Origin of the sequence: Jannaschia aquimarina, assembly GCF_000877395.1 — a bacterium.
In the GTDB taxonomy this organism is placed as follows: domain Bacteria; phylum Pseudomonadota; class Alphaproteobacteria; order Rhodobacterales; family Rhodobacteraceae; genus Jannaschia; species Jannaschia aquimarina.
The window spans coordinates 14,948-40,945 of record NZ_JYFE01000048.1 but is presented as its reverse complement, the minus strand read 5'-3'; the positions used below and the strand labels follow the sequence as shown (position 1 = coordinate 40,945).

The 25,998-nt window shown below is 61.5% G+C and carries 23 protein-coding genes; 15 read left to right on the top strand and 8 right to left on the bottom strand.

Annotated elements, in window-relative coordinates:
* Positions 1-30: 30 nt before the first annotated feature.
* Positions 31-1,590, bottom strand: coding sequence for a hypothetical protein (locus jaqu_RS13275; protein WP_141134373.1), 1,560 nt, complete (start codon positions 1,588-1,590; stop codon positions 31-33).
* A 230-nt stretch (positions 1,591-1,820) separates the two neighbouring features.
* On the bottom strand, positions 1,821-4,310 hold the full coding sequence (locus jaqu_RS13270; RefSeq protein WP_161793870.1) for a DEAD/DEAH box helicase: 2,490 nt from the start codon (positions 4,308-4,310) through the stop codon (positions 1,821-1,823).
* A 283-nt stretch (positions 4,311-4,593) separates the two neighbouring features.
* On the opposite strand from jaqu_RS13270, the gene jaqu_RS13265 reads away from it, so the two are divergent.
* Both jaqu_RS13265 and jaqu_RS13260 read left to right on the top strand, forming a co-directional pair.
* The gene (locus tag jaqu_RS13265; protein WP_043919476.1) at positions 4,594-6,021 is read left to right on the top strand and encodes a DUF2235 domain-containing protein; all 1,428 of its coding nucleotides are present in this window, start codon (positions 4,594-4,596) and stop codon (positions 6,019-6,021) included.
* Between the two features lie 40 nt (positions 6,022-6,061).
* A complete protein-coding gene (locus tag jaqu_RS13260) occupies positions 6,062-6,511 on the top strand; it encodes a hypothetical protein (RefSeq protein ID WP_043919475.1) in 450 nt (149 codons plus the stop codon).
* 993 nt (positions 6,512-7,504) lie between these two features.
* Here jaqu_RS13260 and jaqu_RS22410 read toward each other — a convergent pair.
* On the bottom strand, positions 7,505-7,768 hold the full coding sequence (locus jaqu_RS22410) for a nucleotidyltransferase domain-containing protein (protein ID WP_089268418.1): 264 nt from the start codon (positions 7,766-7,768) through the stop codon (positions 7,505-7,507).
* 406 nt (positions 7,769-8,174) lie between these two features.
* Here jaqu_RS22410 and jaqu_RS13250 point away from each other — a divergent pair, with 406 nt between their 5' ends.
* Both jaqu_RS13250 and jaqu_RS13245 read left to right on the top strand, forming a co-directional pair.
* Complete coding sequence (locus jaqu_RS13250) at positions 8,175-8,987, top strand: phage Gp37/Gp68 family protein (RefSeq protein ID WP_043919473.1); 813 nt, start codon at positions 8,175-8,177, stop codon at positions 8,985-8,987.
* Positions 8,968-10,203: a three-Cys-motif partner protein TcmP gene (locus jaqu_RS13245; RefSeq protein ID WP_043919472.1), complete on the top strand. Its 1,236-nt coding sequence runs from the start codon at positions 8,968-8,970 to the stop codon at positions 10,201-10,203. Before jaqu_RS13250 ends, jaqu_RS13245 begins: the two co-directional genes overlap by 20 nt.
* Positions 10,204-10,411: 208 nt before the next feature.
* On the opposite strand, the gene jaqu_RS13240 is transcribed toward jaqu_RS13245, so the two are convergent.
* On the bottom strand, positions 10,412-10,669 hold the full coding sequence (locus jaqu_RS13240) for a helix-turn-helix domain-containing protein (RefSeq protein WP_052500960.1): 258 nt from the start codon (positions 10,667-10,669) through the stop codon (positions 10,412-10,414).
* 283 nt (positions 10,670-10,952) lie between these two features.
* On the opposite strand from jaqu_RS13240, the gene jaqu_RS13235 reads away from it, so the two are divergent.
* From jaqu_RS13235 to jaqu_RS21130, 7 genes are all read left to right on the top strand, one after another.
* Positions 10,953-12,575 carry a hypothetical protein gene (locus jaqu_RS13235; RefSeq protein ID WP_141134372.1) on the top strand — a complete coding sequence of 541 codons (1,623 nt, stop codon included), beginning with the start codon at positions 10,953-10,955 and terminating at the stop codon, positions 12,573-12,575.
* A gap of 151 nt (positions 12,576-12,726) precedes the next feature.
* Positions 12,727-14,835 (top strand): type VI secretion system Vgr family protein, encoded by a 2,109-nt coding sequence (locus jaqu_RS13230; protein ID WP_043919469.1) that lies wholly within the window; start codon positions 12,727-12,729, stop codon positions 14,833-14,835.
* A 12-nt stretch (positions 14,836-14,847) separates the two neighbouring features.
* On the top strand, positions 14,848-16,788 hold the full coding sequence (locus jaqu_RS13225) for a CdiA C-terminal domain-containing protein (protein WP_141134371.1): 1,941 nt from the start codon (positions 14,848-14,850) through the stop codon (positions 16,786-16,788).
* 13 nt (positions 16,789-16,801) lie between these two features.
* On the top strand, positions 16,802-17,497 hold the full coding sequence (locus jaqu_RS13220) for a hypothetical protein (RefSeq protein ID WP_043919467.1): 696 nt from the start codon (positions 16,802-16,804) through the stop codon (positions 17,495-17,497).
* A gap of 32 nt (positions 17,498-17,529) precedes the next feature.
* The gene (locus jaqu_RS21400) at positions 17,530-18,003 is read left to right on the top strand and encodes a hypothetical protein (RefSeq protein WP_141134370.1); all 474 of its coding nucleotides are present in this window, start codon (positions 17,530-17,532) and stop codon (positions 18,001-18,003) included.
* Positions 18,004-18,029: 26 nt separating this feature from the next.
* Entirely contained in the window at positions 18,030-18,284 is a 255-nt protein-coding gene (locus tag jaqu_RS13210; protein WP_141134369.1) for a hypothetical protein, read from the top strand.
* A 12-nt stretch (positions 18,285-18,296) separates the two neighbouring features.
* Positions 18,297-18,596 (top strand): PAAR domain-containing protein, encoded by a 300-nt coding sequence (locus jaqu_RS21130; RefSeq protein WP_043919464.1) that lies wholly within the window; start codon positions 18,297-18,299, stop codon positions 18,594-18,596.
* Between the two features lie 193 nt (positions 18,597-18,789).
* Here jaqu_RS21130 and jaqu_RS13200 read toward each other — a convergent pair whose 3' ends face one another.
* Genes jaqu_RS13200 through jaqu_RS13190 form a run of 3 tightly spaced genes read right to left on the bottom strand, consistent with a single transcriptional unit; the run spans position 18,790 to position 20,680 of the window.
* Positions 18,790-19,407: a hypothetical protein gene (locus jaqu_RS13200; RefSeq protein ID WP_141134368.1), complete on the bottom strand. Its 618-nt coding sequence runs from the start codon at positions 19,405-19,407 to the stop codon at positions 18,790-18,792.
* Positions 19,408-19,424: 17 nt separating this feature from the next.
* Positions 19,425-20,249 (bottom strand): metallophosphoesterase, encoded by an 825-nt coding sequence (locus jaqu_RS13195; protein ID WP_052500959.1) that lies wholly within the window; start codon positions 20,247-20,249, stop codon positions 19,425-19,427.
* Positions 20,246-20,680, bottom strand: a complete 435-nt coding sequence (locus tag jaqu_RS13190) for a hypothetical protein (RefSeq protein ID WP_043919462.1) — start codon at positions 20,678-20,680, stop codon at positions 20,246-20,248. The genes jaqu_RS13195 and jaqu_RS13190 overlap by 4 nt, the downstream gene beginning before the upstream one ends.
* A gap of 348 nt (positions 20,681-21,028) precedes the next feature.
* On the opposite strand from jaqu_RS13190, the gene jaqu_RS13185 reads away from it, so the two are divergent.
* From jaqu_RS13185 to jaqu_RS13165, 4 genes are all read left to right on the top strand, one after another.
* On the top strand, positions 21,029-21,403 hold the full coding sequence (locus tag jaqu_RS13185; protein ID WP_043919461.1) for a hypothetical protein: 375 nt from the start codon (positions 21,029-21,031) through the stop codon (positions 21,401-21,403).
* 329 nt (positions 21,404-21,732) lie between these two features.
* On the top strand, positions 21,733-23,592 hold the full coding sequence (locus jaqu_RS13180; RefSeq protein WP_043919460.1) for a TniQ family protein: 1,860 nt from the start codon (positions 21,733-21,735) through the stop codon (positions 23,590-23,592).
* Between the two features lie 648 nt (positions 23,593-24,240).
* Entirely contained in the window at positions 24,241-24,501 is a 261-nt protein-coding gene (locus jaqu_RS22405; RefSeq protein ID WP_141134367.1) for an RNA polymerase sigma factor, read from the top strand.
* 130 nt (positions 24,502-24,631) lie between these two features.
* On the top strand, positions 24,632-24,976 hold the full coding sequence (locus jaqu_RS13165) for a hypothetical protein (RefSeq protein ID WP_141134366.1): 345 nt from the start codon (positions 24,632-24,634) through the stop codon (positions 24,974-24,976).
* A gap of 481 nt (positions 24,977-25,457) precedes the next feature.
* Here jaqu_RS13165 and jaqu_RS13155 read toward each other — a convergent pair whose 3' ends face one another.
* Positions 25,458-25,718 carry a hypothetical protein gene (locus jaqu_RS13155; RefSeq protein WP_043919456.1) on the bottom strand — a complete coding sequence of 87 codons (261 nt, stop codon included), beginning with the start codon at positions 25,716-25,718 and terminating at the stop codon, positions 25,458-25,460.
* Positions 25,719-25,998: the final 280 nt, after the last annotated feature.

Sequence of the window (25,998 nt, the reverse complement as noted above, 5' to 3'; positions counted from 1 at the left end):
GCCGGTCACGCCTCACCGCACACTATGACCTCAGTCCCCAACGGTGATCATTATGTCGCTGTCCTCTGACCGGTGCGCGATCCACGACGGCAGATCGCCATCGCCGACATGGGCGACGCGTTCGGCGCCTTTCCTATACGCAGCAAAGGCATCCGAGACCGCCGTTCGCGCCACCTCGATCGAGCGTTTGTAGACCTGCTGGTCGATGACACTCGGCTGGGAGAAGTAGAATGTCGTACGATCCCCGTCATCGGCCTTCGCCCGAACCGGCATCTCGTGGATCGTACCAACGGCCCACTCTCCGATCTGCGCGCAGCTGTAGAAGGCCAGGGTATCGAACTCGGGCAGATCGTCGGGGAATACCGCCTCGATCCTGATTGAGCCGCTCGTCTGGATGGCCGCCACCGCATGGACCGACTTCATCGCTTCTCCGAATTGTGCGATCGTCATTGACGTCGCAGCGCATCGTTCCCGTCCGAGGATGTCCAGAACGAAGCGCGCGCACTGCCACGCTTGGGAGAACCAGTTTTCGAGCTCTTCATGGATCGTGAGGGAACCGCTCATGAGCTCGCCTTCGTACGCTTCGAGGTCGATCCGCATTGGTCCAGGCGAGGACCAGAGACGCGTTGCGAAGAGAGCGAACAATTCGAGCAATGTATACCGGCCGGCCCAATCAACGCGAAGCGAGAACGGTTCCTTGCCCACGCCGCCAAACACGAGGTCGATTGGTCCCGCCTTCGCGCGTACCTTAAAGTCGGGCGACCCGGGCGCCACGCTGATGGGCGCCCAAGCAAGGGCGGGAACACTGAACGTTTCTCCATCTTGCGAAGTCATCCGAACGGTGAGCGGACGACCCTCGCGCATCATGCTGATGCGTCCTCCTTCCATCGACATCGATGGGTCCTCGACCTCGATTCCGAAGCGGCAGTCCATCACCCTCAGCGTGGAGAAGGGGAGGTCTTCGATCACTCCGATCTCGTGAAGCACGATATCGTCCATCGACTCCATGGGACCGATCGTGACCGTTCCGACCCATGGATTGCCGTCGTAGCCGACCGATTGGACCAGGGAACGCTTGGCATCCGTATAGGCCAAGCCGTCGGTCGTCGGCAGTTGCTGGATCATCCAGTCGGGCGGTGGGCTTTCGAGACGGTCGTCGTCGTTGAAGGTTAGCGCCAGGGTCAGCCTGTGAAGATCCGATTCACCGGCCTCGCGCGCACGCTTGAGCGTGCGTTCGATCTCGTCAGTCCAGATATGGCGCCCGTAGAAGTCGATCTCCCCGCTGGGCCGATAGTGGAGGAGGAACACGAAGCTCGGGGCCGGTGAACGGACGGCCTTGAGCGCATTCGACAGTTTCACGGTCCTCTTTGGCCTAGTACCGCGCGTAGTCTTGATCTGCGCGTAGCAGGTGAGGATCGGGGTCCGAAGGTCGGCAGGGCGGGTGACCTCCTGTGGTAGCTCGATCTCGACCACGTGATCCCAGCCGTGTTCGTCATTCAGGGACGGGTTGACCACGGCCTGTGCCTGCACGCCGGGAGCAGTGCATCTGGTCGCGAAAAGGTTTTCGCCGTGCTGTCCCTGCTTAGACATAGAACCCTCTAGAAACTTGAAGCTCGATCTTTTCACATAGGCTGGATGGACGTGAATCTGCATGCTGCACGTTATTTTCATCAACGGCGCGGATGTGACCTAGATTTATGGCAGGTTGGCTGTCTGACCCTTCAGAAAGAAGCCCAGAAGATACATTTGAAATCTGAAGGGGCCGGACAAGAGCGGCGTTCGGTTATTAGCTTCGCCATCGTCGCATTACCTGCAATCGTCTATTTAAACGAGAAGGCCACAAATGCGGCGGTCAGACTACCAGAGATACCACCTATGTCGAGATTGTTTGACCGCAGCGCAGATGCTGCCTCCGCGCGCCAAGCCAAATCTGGCTCACCCTTCATCATGACTTTGAGCGTCCTCACGGTTGCAATTGCATCCGATGCCCACACGCGAAAGGCGTTCAAGCCAAAAAGGCGAACGTCAACTAGATGAGCTTGCCCCCCTTCCGCGGCAATCGTGCAAGGCGTGACGAGAATTACTTGAAAATTGACCTCCGCCAAATTGGGGCGATTTGCAGTCAGCCATTTAGGATGCCCTGCTGCCTGTCTGGCTTTCTCGATCGGAAAGACAGTTGTCGATTGAGCATTGGCATGGTCTTCGAAAACGATCCCAGAGGTTCCTGCGACCCACCAAGGATCTGGGCCGCCCGCTTCTTCAGTATTGTCTGCTGTGAAGCCCAATAGTTCACCGAGGAGCCGTTGGCCTTCTTCGAACGTTTTCCCATCCCCAAGCTTGTTTAGGATGTCCGCGGCTCGTTTCTCGAACTTTCGGTCACTTGCGGTGCCAAGGGCCAGAAGGGTCGCTTCCATCTGCTCCACCTGCACGGAGAGATTAGAATCTCGCGCGTCGACACTTTCCTCAGAGGTTGATCCTATCTGCGCCCGGGGTTTGGCGAGCCAGCGTACATTGGGAGCAGATTGTCTCGCCATATCGAACTGGGAAACCGCCAAGGCTGCGAAATCCGCTTTACCCACCCGAGCCACCATGTTGGCTGCGGACCCACTTAGATAATGCCATAGCGCTCGATATCCTTGGAGCGTCGAATAGCCGAGGCTTGCCACGGCCTGTCGAGACGCTTCATACGCGCGTTCCGCGTCCCCGCTCCAGATCGCCTTCATGTACGCGATTTCATGCGCCACGGACGCGGATAGGTCGTTCATTGCTGGCTCGTCGTTCTCCTCGAAGTCCGCGGAGTTTGTGACGATCACTTCATTGGCCTCCTCCCAGGCGGCGTCGTTCTTCAAGAATGCGTCGAGGTTCTCGAGGAACGACGCCGCATTTTGATCCACGGACTGCTCCACGCCGAACGCCAGCTCGGATTGTAGTTCGGGGTGAAAACGGTCCCATAGACGGTCGTCGGCAAGGTAATTCTCGAGGTCTCCCCCCATGACGAAGACTACTGAGCGATCCTGTAGAGAACGAGTGCAACGGCCCGCGGCCTGGAGGACGCGGGTCTGCATTCGATCTCGCAGAAGCGCCGTCGCTCCCATGCCCGCAACCAAGAACTGCTCCTGAGCATTGGCCGCGGCTGGAAGACCATCGAGGCAAAGAAGACGACATTCATCGTTGGGAAAGTCGATGCCGTCGAAACGACCTGCGAGGACTGCAACTGCTTGGTTTGCTTCGACGAACGCCGTCTTCGAAGCCTCAATGTCTGTAGCTTCGAAAAGCGGGACACCGATCGCCTTCACATCCTCCTTCACTCGCTCTGCCTGCCTGCCACTTGGGGTCAGCACCACCGCGCGGCCTGCGCGCTTGATCATGTCGGCGCGCAGCAACCTGCATTCGTCTTCCGTTAGGGAGAGGCCTGGAAACATGAAAAACCGGCGACCGACGCCCGCTTTGCGAAATTCGGGGGGCGCCTTCACGCGGTCTATGCGGGACCGGCCCGTCAACCGTTCAAGGTCGCCCCCTGATCCAAGAGTAGCCGACATGTATAAACGGTGTTTCGCATTCTGAAAAGGCGCATGCGACCACGTGGGCGGGATCAGCGGACGGATCAGGATGCCTCTCGATGACATATACAGATGGCATGCTTGCAGATGATCTCGAAGGAGAGGCCATACGTATTTGGCTCCACGATACCCGTCCGCATGAGCATCTAGGACGGCGATCAGCTGATCGGCGACCTCGATCAGATCTTCCGTCGGCAGCTTGTCTGCCCAAGACGCGTCGGCTGCGTTGACCCAGTCGCCGGTCAGACGGCTATAGGCAGTTGCCGAGATGCGTGGCTTGAGCAGCCCCGAGACGCCCTGGTGCAATGGCTGAGCGTCTGCTTCTCCTGCCGGGATCTCCAGTGACCACATCTTCGCGACGTAATTCTCCGCGGCATGGGCGTCGTCCAGGATTACCGTGTCGGGGTCATCGAAGAATGGGTTCACGTTGAATAGGGCAGAGTAAGTCGTGATGACGACTTTCGCGCCGGTCCGGTATGAAGCTCGGTCGGAGGGAGAGAACTCCGATTTCGGACCCGTTAGGCCAACGGCATCGATACCATACTGCTCCTTCGCCTGCTGAACGGTCTGATGGACGAGTTGTTTGGTCGGACATAGATAGACCACTCTCTCAGAGAACTTCCGGCGCCGCCACTCAGCAATAAATAGCCCGACTAACGTCTTGCCGCTGCCGGTGGGAAGTTGAAGGGCCACGTCCGGGCGGTCTGCGACCGAGACGTAATCCGCCAAAATCTCCTTCTGATGAGACATCGCATCAGGTATCGACCGGCGTGTGAGAAGGGGAAGCAGGCCGATCGGTTCACTCGGTGCCGTGCTTGCAGACCTCGTCTTCTTGAAAGCCATTCCAGGTGCCTGTCATTGTTACGATGTGTCGATCGAACGGTAGCCAGAGTGCGATTGCAAGAACCTGCGTAGTCTGACTTCCGAGCCTCTCAGTAGGGTTATGAGCGTAGTTTATATCTCGAGACCTCATTGACTCCCTAGTAAGCCAGCCAGATGATGGAACGAAATTGGAACATTGGGATGCCTGTTGATGCCTAAGAACATCTGCATCTTCTCGGACGGCACCGGTCAGGTTGGCGGCCTTAAGCCCGATCAGCGCCTGTCGAACGTGTACAAGATGTACCGTGCCATGCGCCCTGGGCCGTCCTCACCGATCCCTCCTGCGGAACAGGTTTGCTACTATGATCCGGGCCTCGGTGCGGGTGATGTTGGTGGCGTGACATTCAAGCGTGTCCGCAACGTTCTAGCGGCCGCTTTGGGCACCGGGATCGATGAGAACGTCATCGACTGCTACGAGAAGATCGTTTCTTACTACGAGCCTGGAGACCGGATCCTCCTCTTCGGCTTCTCCCGGGGCGCCTACACGGTGCGCGCAGTCGCGAACGTGATGAACCTTTGCGGTATCCCGACAAAGATGCCCGACGGTTCGGCCGTGCCTCGCCATGGTCCTCGATTGCGGAAGATCGCGAACGACGCCGTCCACTTCGTCTACAACCATGGGAACGGATTCTCCCGCGGACAGAAACCTTACCTCGACCGGCGGGAAGAACTAGGTCGACGGTTCCGCCGGAAGTATGGAAGCTTCGTCCCGGGGGTCGAACGAGAAGGCGACGTCCAGGGGAACATCCAGCCGACCTTTATCGGGGTCTTCGACACCGTCGCCGCGCTCGGGAACAAGAAGGTCACGGTCGCGGCATGGGGGTGCGTGCTCGCCCTTCTTGCCATCCTTGTGGCCCAGATTGCGTACTCAGTTTCGTTCTTGTGGATAGCACCGGTCATCGCAGTGCTCGGACTCGTCGGGTACTGGTACGGCAAGCTCCGCTGGTCGCAGTGGAAGTACTACTCGCCTGAGGAGAACAGGCCTCTTAAGATCGGCCGGATACGCGACTGGCCTGACATCTGGCGCTACGGACACCGGGCCGTCTGGAACCTCGAGAACTATGATCGCTGGCTCGACTCAGATGTTGGCCATGCGCGGCATGCGCTGGCGATCGATGAGCACCGCAAGAACTTCCCCCGGGTGAAGTGGGCGATGAAAGCGGAGGCGGACAAGGCCGCAGATCGCGACCCTCCATGGCTCAAGCAGGTCTGGTTTGCGGGGTGCCATAGCGACATTGGTGGCAGCTATCCGGAGCCGGAGTCCCGCCTCAGCGACATAGCCCTACGATGGATGATCGACGAGCTGCGAGAATGCCTGCCCGAGATACGCATCAATGACGACATGCTGCACGTCTTCCCCGATTCGAAGGGCATGCAGCATGAAGAGACATACATGTTCGAGTTTGGGCCGCTGAAGCGGCGGTGGCCAGTCGAGCCGCGGATGGTGCCCGAGGGCGCTGAGCTGCATCCGTCCGTCCGCGAAAGGATTGCGGCCGGGCCGGTCTCGCATTCTGGCGAGATGCGGGAGTACCGGCCTGAGCAGTTGAAGGAACACGCTGAACGGCTAGACGAGAACTGACCGGTCCGCCAATGCGGACAGAACGAAATCGGAGCCAGCAATGACGACCCAAGATCTCCTCAAGACGCCGCCAATGATCGCAGCCGGTCTCCTTCCGATCGTAGTCGTGGCGCTGTCCGTGTCGCCGAGCGCGCCATACTGGCCATGGATCTTCGTGGAGGTCCACTGCGTCGTCGCGTACGTGACAATGCCTCCCGAGGTCGGCTCCACCCGCTCGGCGCATTTGGCATGGCATCTCGCTTGCCCGCTGCTGATTGCCGGTCTGATGACGGAAGGCCTCGTTCTTGCGGGGGCGCCACGCGAGGAGATCCTCCTCCTGCTGGGCTTCGCCTTGTTCGCCCTCCTGACGGCTGGCAACACCGTCGCCTACTTCGTCCGGTCGCTATTCTGCCGAGGCGATCTAAACATCAGGAGGACGTGGACCCTGGGCATTATGGGCGGGTCAACGGTCATGATGGGTTCGGTGATCGAAGCCTTACTGGCCGCTTAAGGCTAACGTCAGGGCGAGGCAGTACACGATGTCACGACGCGATGAACTCGAAGCCGCCCTTCTCGACCCCCGCGAGGACTGTCCTTCGAGCACAAGGTGTGGATCGATTTAGGGACGAATCACGGTAGGGCGACGCTTGCTAAGGCGGTGATCGCGATGGCCAATGCCGACGGCTGATACGTTGTGATCGGCTACGACGAGGAGGGCGACATGCTGCGATCGGTTCTTCAACCGGACGGGGAACGCGAGTTCATCCAAGATCTCGTAAATGCCGCGTGCTGCGCGCCGCGCTTGCCTAACGGCACCGCAAGCTACGGCGCCCGTATATCGAACCAGACCGTCAGAGACCCGCGCTGAGCAAGTCGCGGAATTGTAGATCGACGAGTGCAAGGTGCGGTAATGGCTGGGCGCGGCTTTCGACATGCCACCCAGTTCTAATGCTGGTCCCCATGTAAATCCCAGACAGACTTCACCCAACGACGCCCTCCGCCATGGAATTTTCTTCGGGAACGCTGACCCATATCAAAGTTGGCCACGCTCTAGAGAAACTATCGGAGAGGTTCTGTCGATCCCGCAACGGGCCCTTGAAGATTAACGTCTACTTTAAAATGTTTCGTACAGATACCCAATATCTCTCTCAGAACAGAAAAGTATTTGCCCGCATCCTCTTCTGGAGGGGGTGTTGGCAAGTTTCCCGTTGGAGTAGGATACCGATGCGTCGTCGCATAAGCACCAAGGTCTGATATTTGCTCGAATTTTAGCTTAAGAGAGCATTCTTTGGGCAACTCATCGAGCATCCGATCCAACTGATGGTTACCAGCCCTCCTTCGAATAGCGCTTACGTCCATACCTTCTGAAATAAAAGCTGCCATCAAAAGGTTCTCGGCGGCGTAAAACATCAAGGTTGGAGAGGTTCGGTCAGATGAGCCTAGCTTATTCACTGCGAGAAGATTTACGCACGCAAGCTTGACATGAGTGCCAATAGTCTTGGCCTCACACATCCAAGCGAACACCTTCGTGAGCTACAGCAAAACTGAGGGTATTCGGTGTTGACCGCGCAGCGAGAAAGTCACTCATACGTGCCGTCAGGAGGTCCGCATGAGCTCTAGACTTTCTGCGCAATCGGAACGCAGCTACGGGGGAATCAACTTCTTGAGGAGCTTCGTCGGGTACTACTGCCAAGACATCGTAGTCGCTATCGTCCCGGAAGTCTCCTCGAGCACGACTTCCAAACAACCAAACCTCAGCAGCGCCCATGTCTTGCTTGCACAGATCGACAAGGTGCAGAACTTCAGCCGGCAGGGCGGTGCTTATATTGTGAACAAGTACAGCGGCCATCTGATCCTGCAAGTATGACCTCTAAAGCCCACGTCCTCTAACATAGGACCGGCGAGGCTCCTTGTCAAAGAACAGGGCGGCCATTTTTCTGATTGCCTAACGTCGGACCGGCGTGGTTCGGTATGACGGCCTACGCGACCGTGTAGACGCCGAACTAGTCTTGACGAGTCGCCTGCTGCCTTCGAAGCCGCGCGACAAGCAGAAGCTCCGTGTGAACTGATGCGACCCCGGGCCCTGTCGAGGCTCGAATGGGGGCGGTAGTAGTAAGTGTTGTTTCTGATATGTTCTCTCCCGTATAGTGTGCGGGGGGCTAGGATAATAGGCTATGAGCGAGACAACCATCGAATGGACAGACGCGACATGGAACCCGGTCGTCGGCTGCTCAGCCATGTCGGCGGGATGCACGAACTGCTATGCCACATCGATGGCCCGTCGCCTCGAAGCGATGGGGGTCGAGAAGTATATCGATCTTACACGGCGCTCCGGCAGGCGCACGGTCTGGAAGGGCATCGTTCGGGAAGATGCGTCCGCGCTGGATATCCCGCTGCGATGGCGCAAGCCGCGCAAGGTCTTCGTCAACTCGATGAGCGACCTGTTCCACCCGGACGTGTCCTCCGGCTTCGTCGAGAAGGTCTGGGATGTTATGGCCAGGACGCCGCGACATAGCTACCAGATCCTCACGAAGCGCCCGGACAGGATGGCAGCCTTCGTCGCCGCGCTCAATGCGGACCCTCTCTCGAACGTTTGGCTGGGCACGAGCGTCGAAGATGCGAAAGTTGTGGACCGGATCGATGACCTCCGCGCGATCCTGGCCAAGATCCGGTTCATCTCCTTCGAGCCGTTGATCGGGCCCGTGGGCGACATCGATCTCGAAGGCATCCATTGGGCGATCGTCGGTGGGGAGAGCGGCCCGCAGGCCCGTCCGATCCGCGAGCCGTGGATCGACGAGATCCACGCAGCTTGCCTCACACGAGGAACGGCGTTCTTCTTCAAGCAATGGGGTGCGTGGGGGAAGGACAACGTCCGGCGCTCAAAGAAGTCGAACGGGCGGACCTACCGGGGAACCACTTGGGACGAGATGCCCTTCACGCTGCGCGAGTCCGCAGATGGAGGGGTGCATGTCGACCAAGCAGTATGAGTGGGCGGCCGAGGGTGGAGCCGAGCTCGCCGAGCATTCGGAGCGCAAGCACAAGATCCTAAGGGAGTACGTCCGGCGATACTTGCTGGAGCGATGCAAGAGCCCGTTGTCCCGGGGTCTGAAGCTGCTTCTGGTCGATGGCTTTGCCGGCGGCGGGGTCTACTCGGACGGGGCGCCGGGCTCGCCCGTGATCCTGTTGCGGACGCTCTACGGGACGGTAGCGGAGATCAACGCGCGGCGGGTCGAGGGCGACCATCCGGCCTTGGCGGTCAGATGCACGCTCCTGCTCAACGACATCGATACCAAAGCGGTCGGGCTCCTGCGACAGAGGATGGCCGATGCGCAGAGGGACCTGCCGGACGACGCGGGCGTGACGCTTGAGGTCGTCTACCGAACCGTGCCCTTCGAGACCTTGGCGCCGGATATCGAGCGGATTGTGAAGGAGGGTAAGTTTTCGAACGTCCTGCTGAACCTGGATCAATGCGCTTATAACGCGGTCCACAGGACGACGCTTGCCCGCCTCATCCAGATGACCCGGTCGGTCGAGATTCTTTACACGGTCGGCATCCAGACGCTGATCTCGTTCCTGAGCATCAACGATCCCGAGCGTGTCGCGAAAGCGTTGCGGTTCCTCGATCTCGATCCAGCGACGCAGATCATCGGCCCTAAGACGATTGCCCGGACGCAGTTCCTGGGCACGATGGAGCGTTTGGTCTTCGAGACCTTGGAAGGCTGCGCCCCGTTCGTCAGCCCATTCTCGATCCACAACCCGAAGGGCTGGCGGTACTGGCTGATTCACATGGCCAGCGTTGACAGGGCGCGGCAGGTCTACAACGACGTGCTCCACGACAACTGCTCGCAGCAGGCCCATTACGCGCGTGCCGGACTGCGCATGCTCCAGTTCGACCCAAGCCACGGCGAGAACGGCCTCTATCTCTTCGACCAGTCGGCGCGCGAAGAAGCGAGGGATCAGCTTCCAGATGATCTTGCACGCTTGATCAGAGGTTACGACCGCGAGCAGATCGGCGTTGGGGCGCTCTGGCGAGATGTCTACAAGCAGACCCCAGCCCATAGCGATGACATCCACGCTGCCATGATGCTCCATCCGGACGTGCAGGTGTTTACGCCACGGGGCGGAGAGCGTCGGGCAGCGACGTCAATCCATAGGGACGATGTCGTTCGGTTGGTGCCGCAAAGGCGCTTCCACTTTGGTTGATGAGGTCGCGCAGGTTGATCATCGAAGCTCAGACAGGGTGCAGGGGATATTGAGAAGGCTTGGGAAGCTCCGCGCGTCCTTCGACAAGATCAAATCAAAGCCTGAGATGCCGTTCAGGTAAGGAAGGTATGGGCGCAGCCTTTGTGCTTGTTTCACTTTCCTACGAACTGTCTTCGAGCATCTTGGGAGTTCCCAGATGCTTGCTCGCCTACGTTTCATTCTTGGACGCGTTCCGGGCCTCCACCTCCCTGAGTATCTCCCCCGGCTTCCTCCCCACCGCCCTCGCCATCAGGATGAACTCCACCACCTCCACTCGCCGCTCTCCCGTCTCGATCTTCGCGACGTAGGACTGCGGCCGCCCCAGCAGCCCTGCGAGCTCCGCCTGCGTCATCCCAGCCGTCAGCCGCGCCTCGCGCAGCACCCCCATGAGGGCGATGTGTTCTGGAGAGCGCAGGGTCTTCGGCACGGTGGTCTCCAGGGTGAATACCCGGTTGCGCTAATCCCCAAGTCGGATAATCCCATTTAGGGATATGTACCGCCTGATGCGGTGCCCCCATGATCGACCGACCTGAGGACCTGCCAGGCCCCGACGCTTCTCCGCCCTTGCTACCACCGCCTGCCTCCTGCTCTTCGCCACCGGTGGTGGGGCGACCGCACAGGAGTATTGGGCGGGCCTCTATACGTGCGAAGAGGGGCCGGTCCTGGCCCACCTCACGGTGTCTCCCGACGGCGAAGGAGGCTTTCGCATTGTGCGAGAGGATCGCCGAAATGGGCGGCAATTCTATGCACATACCTATACTGGCGATCTCGGACTCGGATCGCATGATGGCCTCGGCAACCGCGATTGGGACGTCGTGATTCACGAGTTGGGGCCTTCTGCCGTCGAGGCGGAGTGGCTCGACCGGCGCGGCAACGAGAAGCCCGAATGCGGCAGATTCACTCTGCGCCCGCAGGCGGAGCCGATGGCAGTGTACGAGACCGTGCGAGAGTTGGCATCCGTCCAGCGGCCTACAGCGCAAGATGCCCGAGGCCTCTCCGAGGCGGCGGCTCTCCTGCCGCCATCCGGTCTGCTGCCGACCCTCGACCAGCAAACCGACCCTCGAGAAACGCATGAGGCGCAGGTTGGTTTCTGGGATCGGTACATCGAAGGGGTCATGGAGAGGGTCGAGATTGCACCGCTCGATATGCAAGCGGATGCCGAAGCGCTCGCGACTCTCACTCGGGAGGCCTTTCCGTGGGACGTCGCGCCCGCCCGGACGATCTTCGAGGACTGGGACTACACGGCCGCCGTGGACGACGTGCTGACCCGCGCGGGCGCGCGCATTCTCGACGCGGAGCTTTCCGTTCCGGTCCTGCTCGACCTCTCCGGCGACGGGTTCTGCACCGCCGCTGCGACGATGCCGCTCGGGACGGATCGGTGGAACGTCCTCGCCGGGCTGCCCTATCGCGCGTGGGACCGTGCCGTGGCGGAGGAGATGCTGGTGCGCCTGTCCGACTGTTCCCGGCTCGGCCCGGTGCAAGCGGACCGGCTGGTGCGGGACTGGCCGCGCATCCAGGAGGCTGCGGCGAGGGAGGAGGCGCAGGCCGAGGCCGCTCGTACTGCGGAGGGCGCGCGGGCCGAACTGGAGGCCATCCTCGCCGAAGCGATAGCGTTCGAGCCGACCGTGGAGAACTACCTCGCTACTAACGGCTTCGCGGCGCAAGACATCGAGATCGACCGGACCGACATGCGGGCCGCGGACATCCGAGGAGAGTACCGCCTCCGGATGCAAGCCCTGCGCGCGGAGGTGGAACCGGCGCTTCAGGATTGGCTCGCCGGTCAGATCGACATGTCCGACGAGGACTTGCTGGCTGACGATTGGAAGACCTCCGCCCTCGCCATCGACAAGTGCGGGCTGACCGTACCGGAGGGGATCAGCGATTCGACGCTATCATTCTCGATCAACCAGGCCTGTGCCACCGCCATCCGCGGTTATGAGGAACGGCGGAGCGAACTCCGCTGCAACGCCCGCCTGGAGGCGTGGGACGACCCGGAGCAGCTCGACCTGATGCTCCGCGTCGGGACGGGACCGACGGCGCTGGACATGCAGGACACCAGCCTCGCTGAGTTTCTCTGCGACTTCGGGGACGCGAACGACGTCGCCTTCGAGGCGACGGGGTTCTTCACGACGGGCTACGAACTGACTGTGACCTCCCTAGCAAGGCCTGAGAGCGGGACGACCGCGTCCTTCGAGGTGGATGAGGCTGGCGATCTCATCCCGACAGAGGTCGAGCACAGCCTCGGAGGCGACCTGTCCGGCCTCGACGTCCAGGCCCGGATGCGGTGCCTGATGCGGCCGACGCAGAGGTTCTGCGAGGCGCCGCCGGAATGAAGGCGCCGCAGATGGAGAGGTGGCATGGAGTGACGGGCGGCGCGGTTCGGCCGCTCGGCTGCCTTTGCCTTGCCCTCGCCGTTCTCTTTGTCGATGGTGAACGCATTCGGATTTGATGTTGCAGCCCCGGTCTTTGGAGGCGGTCGACTAGATGAACGCGCTTTTCAGCCAGGACGCGCGCCAGGGGCGTCTGACGACCACGCTCGGCAAGGACGCGTTGGTACTGCTCCGCATGGACGGGACGGAGGAACTCAGCGGCGACTTCGAATGGCGGGTGGAGGCGCTGTCGACGCGGGGCGACGTGGACCTGCACGCTCTGCTAGGCACCCCCGCCACGGTGGAGGTCGACCTCGCCGGCGGGACGCGGCATTTCGACGGCGTGGTCTGCGAGGCGAGGCACGCGGGCGTCTCGGAGAACGGGTTCCGTTACGACCTCGTGCTGCGGCCTTGGCTGCACGTGGCGGGCCTGCGGCGGAACATGCGCATCTTCCACAACAAGACCGTCGTGCAGATCGTCGAGGAGGTGCTGTCGGCCTATGCCGACCTTGGCGAGCCGCATCTGGAGGTGGCGCTGACCGAGGACTATCCCGTCCTCGAGTACACCGTCCAGTACGGCGAGAGCGACGCGGACTTCGTACGCCGCCAGCTAGAGCGGTTCGGCATCACGTGGTCGTGGGTCCACGGGGACGGCACGCACGCCATGCGGCTGACGGACCTGCCGGAGAGCCACGCCCTCGTGCCCGGGGGCGATCGCCCCTACTATGGCGTTGAGGGTCATCATCTCGCCGAGGAGGAGCATTTCCGCACGTGGTCGAGCGCGGAGCGGATCACCACGGGCGCGGTGCGGCTGACCGAGTACAACTTCAAGACGCCGCGCGCGATGCAGGAGGTGGACCGCATGGGCGATGCGAGCCACCCCCACGGCCAGGTGGAGAGCTACGACTGGCCCGGCGACTACCTCGACCAGGGCGGGGGCCGGGGCGTGGTCGCACGCCGGGCGCAAGGAGAGCGGGGCCAAGCGCCGCGCCATCGGGCGACTGGCTTCGTGGCGAGCTTGGGCGCGGGCGGGCGGGTGACGCTCGCAGGCGATCGGGTCGAGAACGCCACCGGCCGTACCTTCCTATGTTTGCGCGCCGAGCACCGCTTCCGCAGTCAAGCCTATGGGACGGGCGACGCACAGGCGGATGAGGTGCCTTACGAAGGCAGCTACGTGCTGATGCCCGACGACGCGCCGCTCGTCCCCGAGCGGCGCACGCCCGGGCCGAAGGTGCAGGGTCCCGAGACGGCCGTCGTCGTCGGCGAAGGTGAGATTGACTGCGACGAGCACGGCCGCATCCTCGCGCGCTTCCACTGGGACGATACCGGCGCCCACACCATGCGGATGCGCGTCAGCCAGAACTGGGCGTCCAAGGGCTGGGGCGGCATGGTCATCCCCCGCATCGGCATGGAGGTCATCGTCGAACACCTCCGCGGCGACCCCGATAAGCCTATCGTCACAGGATGCGTATTCAATGGCGTAAATTATGCCCCTTACGCCTTGCCAGCGAATAAAACGAAATCCGTCTTCCGGTCCGATACCCATAAGGGTCGCGGTTTTAACGAATTAACATTTGAAGACGATCGCGGACGCGAAGAGGTTTATCTTCATGCCCAGAAAGATCAAACCATACATGTCGAGAACAATCGCGCCAAGCGGATTGATGTGAACCAGTTCGAAAGTGTAGGTCATAATAAGGCGATCGAGGTCGGCAATAACCACGAGGAAGTTGTCGGCGGTAATGTCCATATGGTCATTGGGGCAAACCGGCTTGCCGGGTTCGTAAGCAAGGTCCACTCCCACTTCGGTAATGCCCTAATGGATAAGGCTGGAAAAATACTCAAATCCGCCAACTTGATGGGCGCTCTTGGTGCCGCAGGCCTCGGAAAAGGAAATCTGACCGTCCATATCGGCGGTAACAAGGCAGAGACGACGGCGGTCACATCGACGGAGACGGTTGGTGTAAACAAGGCTACGATCGTTGGCGGTACACGACAGGACTTCACCGGCGGTTCTTACCATTCATTTTCCGGACAGCATCGAATGGACGAAACCCTTCGCACGCTCACTCAGGTCGCTGGAGAGCGGTGGCAGGCCGGAAGCGGGAAAACCCATATCGTGCTCGACGCAGCTTCAGGTAAAATCACGATCGAAGCGGACGACATCGAACTCAAGGGGCACAAGTCTATTTCGATGAAAGCCCCGCGGATCGACCTGAACTGACGAAGGCCGAAGATGGGCTTCTATCAGAGATATGAGGATACGCGCCGTCAGACGAAGGAGATGCTGTCTTCCGATATAGAGCCGCGGCCTGGAACGACGTCGAGGTTCCCGCCCGGCATCGAGCCGGCCGCCCTTACCACCATCGATGACAGTTCTTTGGACATCGCAAGTGATGCGTTCGCTACACTCCAGAACGGAACGACCGATATCGCAGCCTTGAGTGCAGCGACAAAAACCTATGCAGCACGGTTTGCGGCATCACCCGAGGTTTCCATCGGCGATCGATCGCAGGACCTTGGGCCGGCAACGTTGGCCCGGTTCCGCTCCGGCACCCTCTTGCCGCCAGACGCCATGGGCGAACAGCAACCCCATGAGGACGAAGACTGTCCGGATTACAGTACGCCGCTCCTGCTGAGTTCCCTAGGTGGGATGCCGCCAAGTGCGGTGTCCTCCCACTGTGGCGAGACAGAAGGTCTAGAAGATGGGATGCGGGCCGCTCCAATCTTGCCGAGCCAGCCGATCGTTCCGCCAGTCGAGGATACTCCTGCTCTACCTTCGACCATAGCTCCACCACTCAACGATGGACGTGCCAGCCCGGATGCGCCGCAAACTGTTCCATCGGATGAAGTACCGACCGTTGATCCTGCGCCTACCGAACCGGTGGATGAGGGCGAGCCTGAGAACGACGACGCCGTAGATACACGGACGGAGGAAGGTCATCGAGAGAAGGGTTCCGCTTTAACTGGTTTCATAGAGTGCGGACGGCAGACGCTGATAGAGCTCTGGGAACTAATTACGGAGCTTCTAGGCCTCGCTGGTGGCGGCATTGCTGCCGCGTGGGAGCGCTGGGGCCCTGGGTGGTTTACAGATGATGACGCGGATGAACAGTTCGGGCGTCAGATCGCCGAAATACGGGACGCATTGGAGCAGAACGCGAAGGAGGGCGTCGAGCTACTCGCAGCACTTCACACCTATTTTGGCGATACGCTGGACAGTAACGCCGTCTTTTCTGCACTCACCCGCGCGATCCTTCTTGTCTACACGGAAGACGAGTGGGCCGCGATGGCAGCACGCGGCCGTGACAGAGCCGAACAGCTGGTCGCCCAGTTCCGACAGTTCATGCGGGAAGACCCGGACTATGCCGTGGGTTTCCTTGTCTGCCAAATCGGACAGATGTTGCTCGGCGGCGGAGCTCTCCTGCGGATCGTGAAGACCGTCAGGCGCGGCATCCCCGATGGCGACCGCCCCGATCTCGACCGGCCGGACGATTCTGAGTCCCCTGAGACTATCGTCGACGACCCCGATGGAAACGGGGCGGCGACCCCCAACGGCCCGGCTCCGCAGGCCGAAGGGGACGTCAGGCCTGACTACCTATCGCCGGATGATCCGGATGCTGTGGAGCTCTATGGTGGGCCGGACAATGGTGGCGTCCCCAGATACGGTCGTGCCGGTACTTACGCCGGGCAGACGCCCGATGAGATCAGAGCCGAGCAGCTCGCTAGATCCCCAGGTCGCCATCCGAACCGTCTTCGAGAGATAGAGGATTTGGTCGACGAGGGTCGGAGCGGACAGGACCTAGCCGATGCTGGATACCGGGTCGAAATGCTTGACGATAGCCCCGGATCTCCGTCGCCCTACGGCGACGGAGACTATGGATACGATGCGGACACGCCGAACACGAAAAGACCGGATTACCGCATAAACGGCGTCATATTCGATCATTTCTCTCCGCGATCGCCTGAAGCGATGCTGCGTCAGATAACGAATAAACTGGATAAGAACCAATCTCGAAACTTTGTGGTCCGTATCGGGCGAGATGGAGGGCCGCCGCCTAGTGCGTACTTATCCGAACTCAGGCGCTTTCAAGAGCAGCGATTTGCGCAAGTGATCATCATCGATAACAGAACCGGTCGGATATTAACGTATACGAACCCAGCGTTTTCGGCGAACTAGAGGAAAACAGTAGATGGATGCTCATAGAACGCTTATCTCTTGGTACCACGGCGCCGAAGATACGGTGCATGCTTTCGGATCGCTCGAAGATGCGATCTCGGCAATTGATGCGATCGCAAAGCGGCTCGACGCTACGGTATCGCGGAAGGCCGCCGAAGACATACATTTGACGTCCTACGCGCCACTTCTTGGACGCATGGAACTAGGCAGACGGGACATTCTGATATCGGCTTTGCCGCCGAATGGCTGGAAGCTTGCCGATGCGGTCAACGGCCTCTCTTCCCCGCCGGATGCAGGGACCGACTGGTATTTCGCCTTTGGAACCGACGTGCGGGAAAGTACGCCCCCGGTGCCTGTAGACAGCGCCGAATTCTTCGACGTCGCAGTTATTCTCCAGGAGCTGGTTCAGAACGGGCTGATCTGCATGGTCGATTCAGGTCGCGCCCCTGGAGAGGTGCGAATCGTTGGGGATCCGTCGCACCAGGCGCTCCTCTTCCCGGACGAGCCAGCTCCGGACGAGACCGATCCATGGGACGATGTGTGTCGACCGACCTTGGCGGTCGGGGTCGATCATGACATCGGTCGGTACGAACCGCTTCTAAGCCCTCGGAGCGAACTGAACGAAGAGGATGCAACCTTGGCACTAATGCCCTTACTGTCTCTACTCGAAGACAAGGCGTGTCGTAGCACTCCTTCGAACGAACCATAAGCTCCGGCCTGTTTCCGAAAGATCCTTAGTCCATGGCGACGCTTTTTACCCTATTCGGCTCGTGTGAGATCGGCCTTTCGGCAAACGCGCTCTCTGCGCAGATGTCGAAGGCTACCGGGGGCCGCAGACGGCAGCTCGATTGGTATGGAACCGGCCAACTCGTTTGGCGGTGCGTGGACGGGGCCGGAAAGCTTGCAGGTGAGGTCTCGTCCAGACTACGGGTCTATACTGATCTCGCCTGTCTTGCGCGGATGGAGAAAGATGCAGAGTTTCATCATGTTTGGACCGACCTGGCGATCATGTTCGACCAGTTCTCCGAAACGGCGGCAATTATACGTTCCGATGGAACGGTGCTTGCTGTCCGCCATGGGCATGTGACCTGGCTATCGGACCTTTCACATCGTTTGTCAGACCCGGCCGAATGGATCGCATTCGCCGCTGCTCGATATGCTGTTCCGTCCGAAAACATCGTCCATCAGAATGAAATTCAGAACACACTGCTCTAGGCTCAAACATGCAACTACCAGCCGACATGCGCGTCAACGATAAACCATTCCTGCATCTCTCTATCCGTACGGGCACGCCCAGACTTCATATCGCTCTCTTAGAATTCTATGCAGAGACTTTCAATCTCGAGCGTGCCGTCATGCGCGACGAGGGAGCGGTCCTGTCGAAAGAAGCGCTTGCCGATATGATTGGATCGCGCATGGTGCCTGGCATTAAGGCGCTTATCTTAAATCGTGGAGACGGCACTATTGAAGATATTCGCTCGGAGGATGCCGGATAGGAGGATTGAATCATGCCCAAAGCCACCCGCCTCGGCGATACCGGTTCAGGCCATGCATGCCACTTCCCCTCTACCCCGGCGACGGGCGCTTCTCCGGACGTCTTCGTCAACGGCATCGCCGTCGTGCGCCAGGGAGATAGCTACGCGCCGCACGCCTGCCCGACATGCCCCGCGTCGCCGCATCCGCGCAGTCTGTCGGGCGGCTCGGGAACGGTGTTCGTCAACGGTAAGCCTGCCGGACGCGTGGGGGACTCGATCTCCTGTGGGGGATCGGCAGCTGCTGGATCGGGCGATGTCAGCTTCGGCGACTGATCGGACTCGATGGTGCCTCCTGCGATGGTCCGCCCTGAAGAACATATACTCGGCGTGCCCTCCCGGAGAATGGCCTCAACCTTGTGAACTGAACACCGTTGGAGTGGATTGGAAGTAGTGTTGATCAATTGTCACTTGAGGTGGCCGTCGGCGGATTGACTGACTGAGTTGGAGACACCATTCGCCTGAACCTTCACGGCTCGATGTTTCGCAGCCGCTCCATCTCTGGCGACAGCGTGAGCATCCACCCCGGCCCCACGACCTCTCCCGGCTGCCCCGACACCGCGCACCGCCCTACGGTGCAGGCCTCAGCCCAACGGGCGATGGTCGAGATGTCGCGTGCGAGATCCCCAGGCTCGGCCCGGATGGAGATCCGCAGCGTCCCCCACTTCTTCTTGATCCGCTGGATCACCACGCGGCATGGTCCGTTTTGCAGCGCGATCCGCTCAACGATCCCATGGACAGCCATTCCCATCGGCGTCAGCCATCCCGGCAGGACGTCGCGCACCTCGTCCGCGCCCTCGACGCCGGCCTTCTTCAGCTGTGCTACCATCACGGCCGTCCGAGTCCAGCGGGTCTCCGCGTTCTGGATCTCGGGCTCCGGCGGCGGGTGGTGCAGAGCGGCCTCGACCATGCGGTAGCCGACCCACTCGTCCGACAGCGCGGTGTCCATGGCCGTGGTCAGCTCTTCGAACGCCCGGTCCCGCCCCTCCTGCGGCGGACCGTGCTCGTCGTCCCGCTGGAGGCGGTAGTACGCCCGGGTCGGCTTATGGAACCAAGTCCACGTCGAGACGACGGGGAATCGATCCATAATGTCATCGCGCGCGGTCATGCGGTGCCGCCGGCCGGGTCAGGCAGTTCGATCACCCGAGGGACGATCTCCGTCTCGCCCCGGGACCGCTGCCAAGGGTAGCCGACGCTCGCGCAGATGATCTCCGTGCCGCCGACGGTGGTCTCGTGGTAGACGTGCGTATGTCCGTGGATCCAACGCGCGGGGCGGTGCCGCTCGATCATCTTCGTGAGGTCGGACGCGTAGGCCGGGGCGACGTCGGCCTGCGGATCGAGCAGGGCGCCGGGATGCGGCGCGTGGTGCGTCACCACGGTGGTTTCGCCGTCGAACGGCTCGGCCAGCTCGCGATCGAGCCAGCCACGGTGCTCCGCGTTCCGCCGGGCCTTATCCGCGGGGCGGAGGCGGCGATACCCCGCCCGCGCCACCCGGATGCTGCCGTAATCGTTCATCCACGCCTGCGCGTCGGCCATCGCGCGGGGACGGTCGTCGGTCAGGGCGAAGTCGGTCCAGAGCGTGCAGCAGAGGAACCGGTGCCGTCCCAGGACGATCCGGCCCATCTGGGCATAGTTCGCGCCTTGGGCGGCGGCAATCTCGGCATGCCGCCCGCCATCGTCGAAGGCCGTCTCGTAGTAGTCGTGGTTGCCTTCGAACACGTGCACCCGCCCGAGGGCGATCCGCTTGCCCAGCCAATCGAAGGCCCGGGGCCATCGCTTCGGCGCTTCATCGGTCAGGTCGCCGGCGAGGACGCAGAGATCGACGGACGCCCAATCCTCGGGGATGAGGTGGTCGAGCGGATCACGACGGTGAACGAGCCATTTGTCGATGTGAAGGTCGGCGAGGACGAGGAGGCGGAGGGCGGTCAAGGGGAACCTTCAGGCGTGCCGACGATCTGGCGGGGCCAGCCGTCCAGCCCTGTCGCGGCCCTCCACATCCGAGCGATGAAGAGCGGCGCCGGATCGTGGGCTTCGTCCGGGAGGTCGAGGTCGTCGTCGCGCAAGTAAAGGCCATACTCGTCCCACCAAATGTGAAGGAGTGCGGCTAGGTCATCCGTGCAACGGGGCGGGGTCCTGGACGCAGCATCGCGTGCTTTGCGCAGGTTGGCCGTGACCTCGCCGTACTCGACCGTGCCGATGGCGTCCTCGTCTCGGATTAAGTCCGTCCAGGTGGCGTTAGCCGTCAGCCAGGTGACGTAGCGACCGTCCAGGATCGTTGCGAGGTCGTTGGCCTGAGGTCGCTTACCGGCCGGGACCAATCGAGCGCCGCTCTCCGTCTCTACTTCGTCGTCCGCCGCCACATCCGCCCCCTAAGGACGACCTCCAAGTCCGGGAGGTCGAACCCGGACCGGCCGGGCGCCGGGGGCTGAAAACCTGCTAGGAATACAGGTGCGGCGGTTTCCCCTTACGGGTGTTGCATAGCGCCGCCACCCCGACAGAGTCGGAGGTGACGGCCGCCAAGCGGTCACACGCATCACCGCATGCGACACGAGGCGAACCCAGTTCCACGATGCAGCTATTCCTAGTCCGGGTTTTCAGACCCGCTTCAAACATGGCGGAGGGTGAGTGGAGAAGCAAGATAGCACGTCATTGACTGACAGTGCCCTAACACATGCGACCGGTTCCACCCGTCACGATAGGAGTATGATATGAACGACGAATACTGGAATGAATGGCGCCGGAGCGGCGAGCTGCTCTGGATCATTGCCGACAAGACCCATGCCGTAGTCTTCTGGACAGGTTTATCGGCGGTCTGCCTTTCGATCCCGCACGCACAACAGAAGCTGCCCTTGATGATGGGCGGCCTCCTCGCCGGGGGCCTCGCGGTCTGCGCGGTCGCAGGCTTGGTTCTCCCGTGGTCGATCGATGCCATTACCGAGAAAGGTAGGCGTTCCGGTCCTCTTGTGGCGATCGCCCTTCCGACGTTTCTTTTCCTCATTGCCATCGGTGCAGGCGTGGCGACGTGGGCCATCGTCGGTTCGATCGAGGCGTCGGTGATCGAGGCGCTCAGACAGCAAGAATGAAGTCAGGCCGACATCGGATTTCGGAAATCGATTACCTACCGCTCCCAAAGATGACGACGGCCGAATGCACCTTCATCACGCCTGCCGAACGCCCAGCGTTCAGGACCGATGGCAGATAACCATGCGGTCGAAAGGTAGCTATTTGCCCGAAATGGCAGTTTTCTAGCGGCGCCGACAACCCGGCGTCGCAGCTCTCCTGTTGCCATTCTGAAGGTCCGAAAATCGTGCAGCTTGCGCACCCATCGGCACGTGACTGGCGCAGTGCGTCGGCAGCACTCGTATCATAACCCCGGCTTGCCGCTTCGCTCCCACCGTGGTGCTCTCTTCCCATGCCGCCCGAAGAACACCCGACCCCGGCCGCGCGCGAAACGCTGCCCTCCTTCCTCTCCCGTGTGGCGGCTTATCACCTGATAGACCTTCCGACGTTCCTCGAAGAGATGGGGCTGCCGGTGCGGGGGACATTGAGCGGTGAGGACGGGTCGGTGGAACGGCTTGCCGAGGTCGCTCGGATCTCCCCAGCCGACGTAGATGAACTCCTTTCCTGGTCCGGCGTCGCAATCGGCGATGTCCGTATGCGCTTCCGGGATGAGATCTTCGTCACCCGGGCGCTGCGCAATCCCGAGGTCCGGGGATGCCCCGCCTGCCTGCGAGAGGACGCGCTTCGCTCGGAAGTCGGCGGCGTCGCCGCGATGGTCATGCGCGGCCATTGGCAGCTACGCTACGTTCACGTCTGCATCCGGCACGGCGTGGACCTCGCTCCGCTTTGGCGAGAGCGTCAGCCGACTCGCCGCTTCGATCAGTTGCCGCACCTCCGTGAGATCGAAGCGGACCTCACGGCCGGGGTGCTGGACGGACTGGATCGAACCCCGACCGACTTCGATCTTTGGCTCGATGACCGGCTCGCCCACCCCATGGTAGGGCCCGCCCTTGGACAACCTTCGCTCTATGCGGCCGCAGAACTCTGTCAGCTTCTCGGCGAGGAACTGAACGTCGACGGAGAGGCAGGTGACGATGAGACCGGCAGGTTGCACGCCGCGCTGGAGCGGGGCTTCCGGGTGCTGCGCGACGGAGACGCCGGTCTGAACGCGGCGCTCCACAAGCTTCTCCGTCGGCGCGCGGACCCGCAGGACGGAGCGAAGAAGACCTTCGGACGGCTCTACACCCGCCTCGACGGCGATCTCGCGGACGACGAAGCGTTCGACCCGATGCGGGATCGTCTACGCAGCGTTATCCTCAGGCACTGGCCGATCGCGCCCGGCGAACGCGTGCTAGGAGAGGTTATTCAGGTGCGTCGGTGCCACTCCGTCCGAACCGCCGCCGCCGAGGTCGGGCTGAAGACGGCTACGCTCCGGCCCATCCTGGTGGAGAGGGGGGCGATCCCGGCGGACGACACTCGGCCCGACGCCGTCTTGACGTTCGACGCGGAGCGCTGGAAGCCTCTGCTTGAAGAGGTGCTGACGCTCGTGGGCGAGAAGGAGATGGCGAAGCGTCTCGGGATCTCGCGCGATCAGTTCCGTAGCCTTGCCGACCTAGGATTGTTCGAGCCGTTCGTGGCGAACCCGTCGATCAAGCGCCCGTGGCGGCGTGCGGACGCAAACGGGTTCCTCGCCTCCCTCCTGCCAGCGGATGCGTCGACCATCGAGCGAGCGGATGGCTGGATCGGTCTCCAGAAGGCCGCGCCGAAGATAGCGGGAGGTGTGCGCTACATTCTCGAGGCCGTCCGATCCGGTCGGCTCGCCACGGCACGATTGGCCAGGGAGGAAGGTTATCCGTCGATCATGGTGAGAGAGGCGGACGTCGCACGTATCCTCCCGGAGGATTGGGAAACGGACGACGGGGCAATGACGGTGGCTGCGTTCCAGAAACGGGTTGGGCTGAGCCGGGCGGGGTCCTTCGCGCGGCTTGTCGAGGATGGGCACACGCCGTCGACGACTCTGATGAACATCGCGACGCGGAGCTTGAGGCGGTGCATCACGGCGGAGGATGCGGCTGCGTTCCACGAGCGGTTCGTGACGGCGAAGACACTGGCGGAGGAGAGGGGCGTGCCGACGAAGGTTGCGGCCGCCGAGATGAAGAACCGCGGTTTTCCCAGCTTTCAGGTAGAAGATGTGGCCTACGACGGCATCTGGCTGCGTGGGGACTCGGCCGATGGCTTAGGCAGACGAACCAGTGGGATGAAGGTCCGCTAGATATGACGCCTCGTCCGAACGATTGGTCAGAGCCTCCGGCTACAATCGCCGAGATGAGGGAGGCCACTGGTTCCCTATTCATGCTTTGGTCGAGCGTGGAGGCCGAGCTGGGGGAAGCCATTGCAGCGCTAGGTGATCCGCTGAGCACTAACAAACCGCATGGGATCGGTCGTTCGTTGGCAAGGTGGAAGGACCTGCACGTTCACAGTGCGCAGAACCGTGCGGACCATCTGCGAGTCGTGAACGCGTTGCATGATCAGCTTGCCGAGGCTTTAAGGATCCGGAACTCGATCGCCCATGGCTTGAAGGGCTACGGCGTAGCTGCGAGTGACGGATCAAGTGAGGCACATTTCGAATGCCGCTTGAACAACGGTCCCGAGATCATCACACTTCGGCATCTGAGGGTATGTTTAGGGCGTCTTGCTAGGGCAGGTAGCCACATCAGTCGGCTCACGTATGCGGTGTCGCGGCCGGATGAGCCAGGGTTGCAGAGCCTGTACGATGACGTGCTGGACTTAATGCACAAGCGCTGAGGTGCTCCTCGCTCTTTCTCCTTTAGCCGGGAAGACGTGAGGGGTTTGCGCTCGAAGATGGCTACAGCTCAGCGGGACGCCTGCCCGTCGACGGCGCGAACTTCGTTTGCCCATCATGGCCTGCTGCCGCTCCCGCGGCGACGGCGAACGGCACGTGATCGCGGTAGAAGAGCTCGCAGCCGTACGGCGCGACATCGCGGGATTTCCCGCGCGACAGCGGGCTGCTCTCATCCTGGCCGTGGAGGGGGAACTATCGACCGCCGAGATCGCCGTCGTGGTCGGCAGCAGCAGAGGGGAAGCGGAGCAATTGATTATACGCGCCCGCAGATCTCTACGTGAGAAGCGGCGGGCGCGAGACCGCCGGGGAGGGAACTGAGCGGATGACGATGACGTGGAACGAGTTCGAGGAGTCGCTCCTGCGCTGGGGTTAGGATCTCGACCGATGGCCTTCCGAGAAAGCCGTGCGTGCGCGAAATGCGATCGGTCGAGATGGAAGGCTGCTCTTCTTGCTTCAGGAGGTCCGGTATGTCGACCTCGATATCGAGCAGGCATTCGCGGTCGACGACGAGGCGCATCGACCGTCCGTGCAGGACGTTTTTGCCGTGAGCGTGGGCGAGCCACCTGAGCGGTCGACGATCGATCCAGGAGCGGCAGCGAACGACGGCTCGGCCCCAAGGGTTGCGACCCGTCTCGGCGGCGCGCCACGGATCGCCGCCGGCGCAGCGGCCATCGCGTACGTGGTCTTGGGATACCACGCGGGTGGGGCGGTCACGGATGCTTTCGAGGACGAACGCCTGGTCGCGACGGCGCATGCGGCGTTCACCGGGACGTCCGGCGGCCTACTTTGGTAGGGGTTGCTGTGATGGATCGCGGATGCCGTCTCACCTTCATCGGGTTCGTCGTATCCCTTTCCCTCAATCTCGTGTGTCTCGGGTTCGCGGTCGCGGTGATCGCAGGCCAACGATGGCCTCCTTCGAAGGTAGCCGTTCCGCTTGCGCTGGAAGGTCTTAACCCGGTCCTGCGCGATGCGGTTCGCGGCGAGATCCTAGATCGCAGGGACGCGTTCCCGGCGCAGCGACAGGAACTGGAACGCGCGCGGGCTGAGATGATCGCTAGGCGTCGGGTCGGGATGCCTCTTCGGATGAGCTGACGGCTGCATCCGAAAGCGCGCGTGCAGCCGCGGCCGAGCTACAGCGGTTCGCGCACAAGAGCTTCCTCGAAGCGGTACGAACGAGCCGAACGGGGTCCGGCATTACGGACGAGTGAACATCGGGCGAAGGCCTGAACCATGACCTACGGCGGTATTCGAACGAGACCGCCGGTGGCGGCCATCTACTCGAAAGCGTCGATCAACTCGCGCGCGGCGCTTACAAGTCGATGATCGACCGAGCCCTCCACGGCCACGTTCCGAAAAGGGCTGACTTGAACGATCCCTGTGGGTACATCGAAGACCGCATACTCATCGGAGTCCTCGATGCCATCGGGCAAGGTAGCCTTCATGGATGCATGAGCAGACTCCCGGATGGCAGCGGCGAGGCCCTTGGCGAGCGCCTCGGTCTCACCGGGAAGCGTTGTCATCGCATCCTCGATCATCGCGGCGGAGTTCAGCTGAGTAATGTCAAGTCCTTGACGTCGAAAGCGTAAGGCGGCCGGGATGGAGCCCCGGCCGCGTATCGACAGGTGATAGCACTACGCATGCTGGCAGGGAAAGGTTTCCTACTCAAATGCGCATGAACGAGCGTGAGGTGTCGCCCATACGCACAAGTGAGACCCTTGGGACATGTGTTGTCCGTGTCATAGCCCCAACATGTGGTGTTGTTCCCTATGTTGCAAGGGGCTAGCGATGTCGCATTGCCGTCACATTCGGAGCGCG

What these genes read in the sequence shown, in the direction of transcription:
- jaqu_RS13275 (WP_141134373.1), bottom strand. Translation starts at nt 1,590, where the DNA reads ATGTCTAAGCAGGGACAGCACGGCGAAAACCTTTTCGCGACCAGATGC.
- jaqu_RS13270 (WP_161793870.1), bottom strand. Translation starts at nt 4,310, where the DNA reads ATGTCTCATCAGAAGGAGATTTTGGCGGATTACGTCTCGGTCGCAGAC.
- jaqu_RS13265 (WP_043919476.1), top strand. Translation starts at nt 4,594, where the DNA reads ATGCCTAAGAACATCTGCATCTTCTCGGACGGCACCGGTCAGGTTGGC.
- jaqu_RS13260 (WP_043919475.1), top strand. Translation starts at nt 6,062, where the DNA reads ATGACGACCCAAGATCTCCTCAAGACGCCGCCAATGATCGCAGCCGGT.
- jaqu_RS22410 (WP_089268418.1), bottom strand. Translation starts at nt 7,768, where the DNA reads ATGGGCGCTGCTGAGGTTTGGTTGTTTGGAAGTCGTGCTCGAGGAGAC.
- jaqu_RS13250 (WP_043919473.1), top strand. Translation starts at nt 8,175, where the DNA reads ATGAGCGAGACAACCATCGAATGGACAGACGCGACATGGAACCCGGTC.
- jaqu_RS13245 (WP_043919472.1), top strand. Translation starts at nt 8,968, where the DNA reads ATGTCGACCAAGCAGTATGAGTGGGCGGCCGAGGGTGGAGCCGAGCTC.
- jaqu_RS13230 (WP_043919469.1), top strand. Translation starts at nt 12,727, where the DNA reads ATGAACGCGCTTTTCAGCCAGGACGCGCGCCAGGGGCGTCTGACGACC.
- jaqu_RS13225 (WP_141134371.1), top strand. Translation starts at nt 14,848, where the DNA reads ATGGGCTTCTATCAGAGATATGAGGATACGCGCCGTCAGACGAAGGAG.
- jaqu_RS13220 (WP_043919467.1), top strand. Translation starts at nt 16,802, where the DNA reads ATGGATGCTCATAGAACGCTTATCTCTTGGTACCACGGCGCCGAAGAT.
- jaqu_RS21400 (WP_141134370.1), top strand. Translation starts at nt 17,530, where the DNA reads ATGGCGACGCTTTTTACCCTATTCGGCTCGTGTGAGATCGGCCTTTCG.
- jaqu_RS13210 (WP_141134369.1), top strand. Translation starts at nt 18,030, where the DNA reads ATGCGCGTCAACGATAAACCATTCCTGCATCTCTCTATCCGTACGGGC.
- jaqu_RS21130 (WP_043919464.1), top strand. Translation starts at nt 18,297, where the DNA reads ATGCCCAAAGCCACCCGCCTCGGCGATACCGGTTCAGGCCATGCATGC.
- jaqu_RS13200 (WP_141134368.1), bottom strand. Translation starts at nt 19,407, where the DNA reads ATGGATCGATTCCCCGTCGTCTCGACGTGGACTTGGTTCCATAAGCCG.
- jaqu_RS13185 (WP_043919461.1), top strand. Translation starts at nt 21,029, where the DNA reads ATGAACGACGAATACTGGAATGAATGGCGCCGGAGCGGCGAGCTGCTC.
- jaqu_RS13180 (WP_043919460.1), top strand. Translation starts at nt 21,733, where the DNA reads ATGCCGCCCGAAGAACACCCGACCCCGGCCGCGCGCGAAACGCTGCCC.
- jaqu_RS22405 (WP_141134367.1), top strand. Translation starts at nt 24,241, where the DNA reads ATGGCCTGCTGCCGCTCCCGCGGCGACGGCGAACGGCACGTGATCGCG.
- jaqu_RS13155 (WP_043919456.1), bottom strand. Translation starts at nt 25,718, where the DNA reads ATGATCGAGGATGCGATGACAACGCTTCCCGGTGAGACCGAGGCGCTC.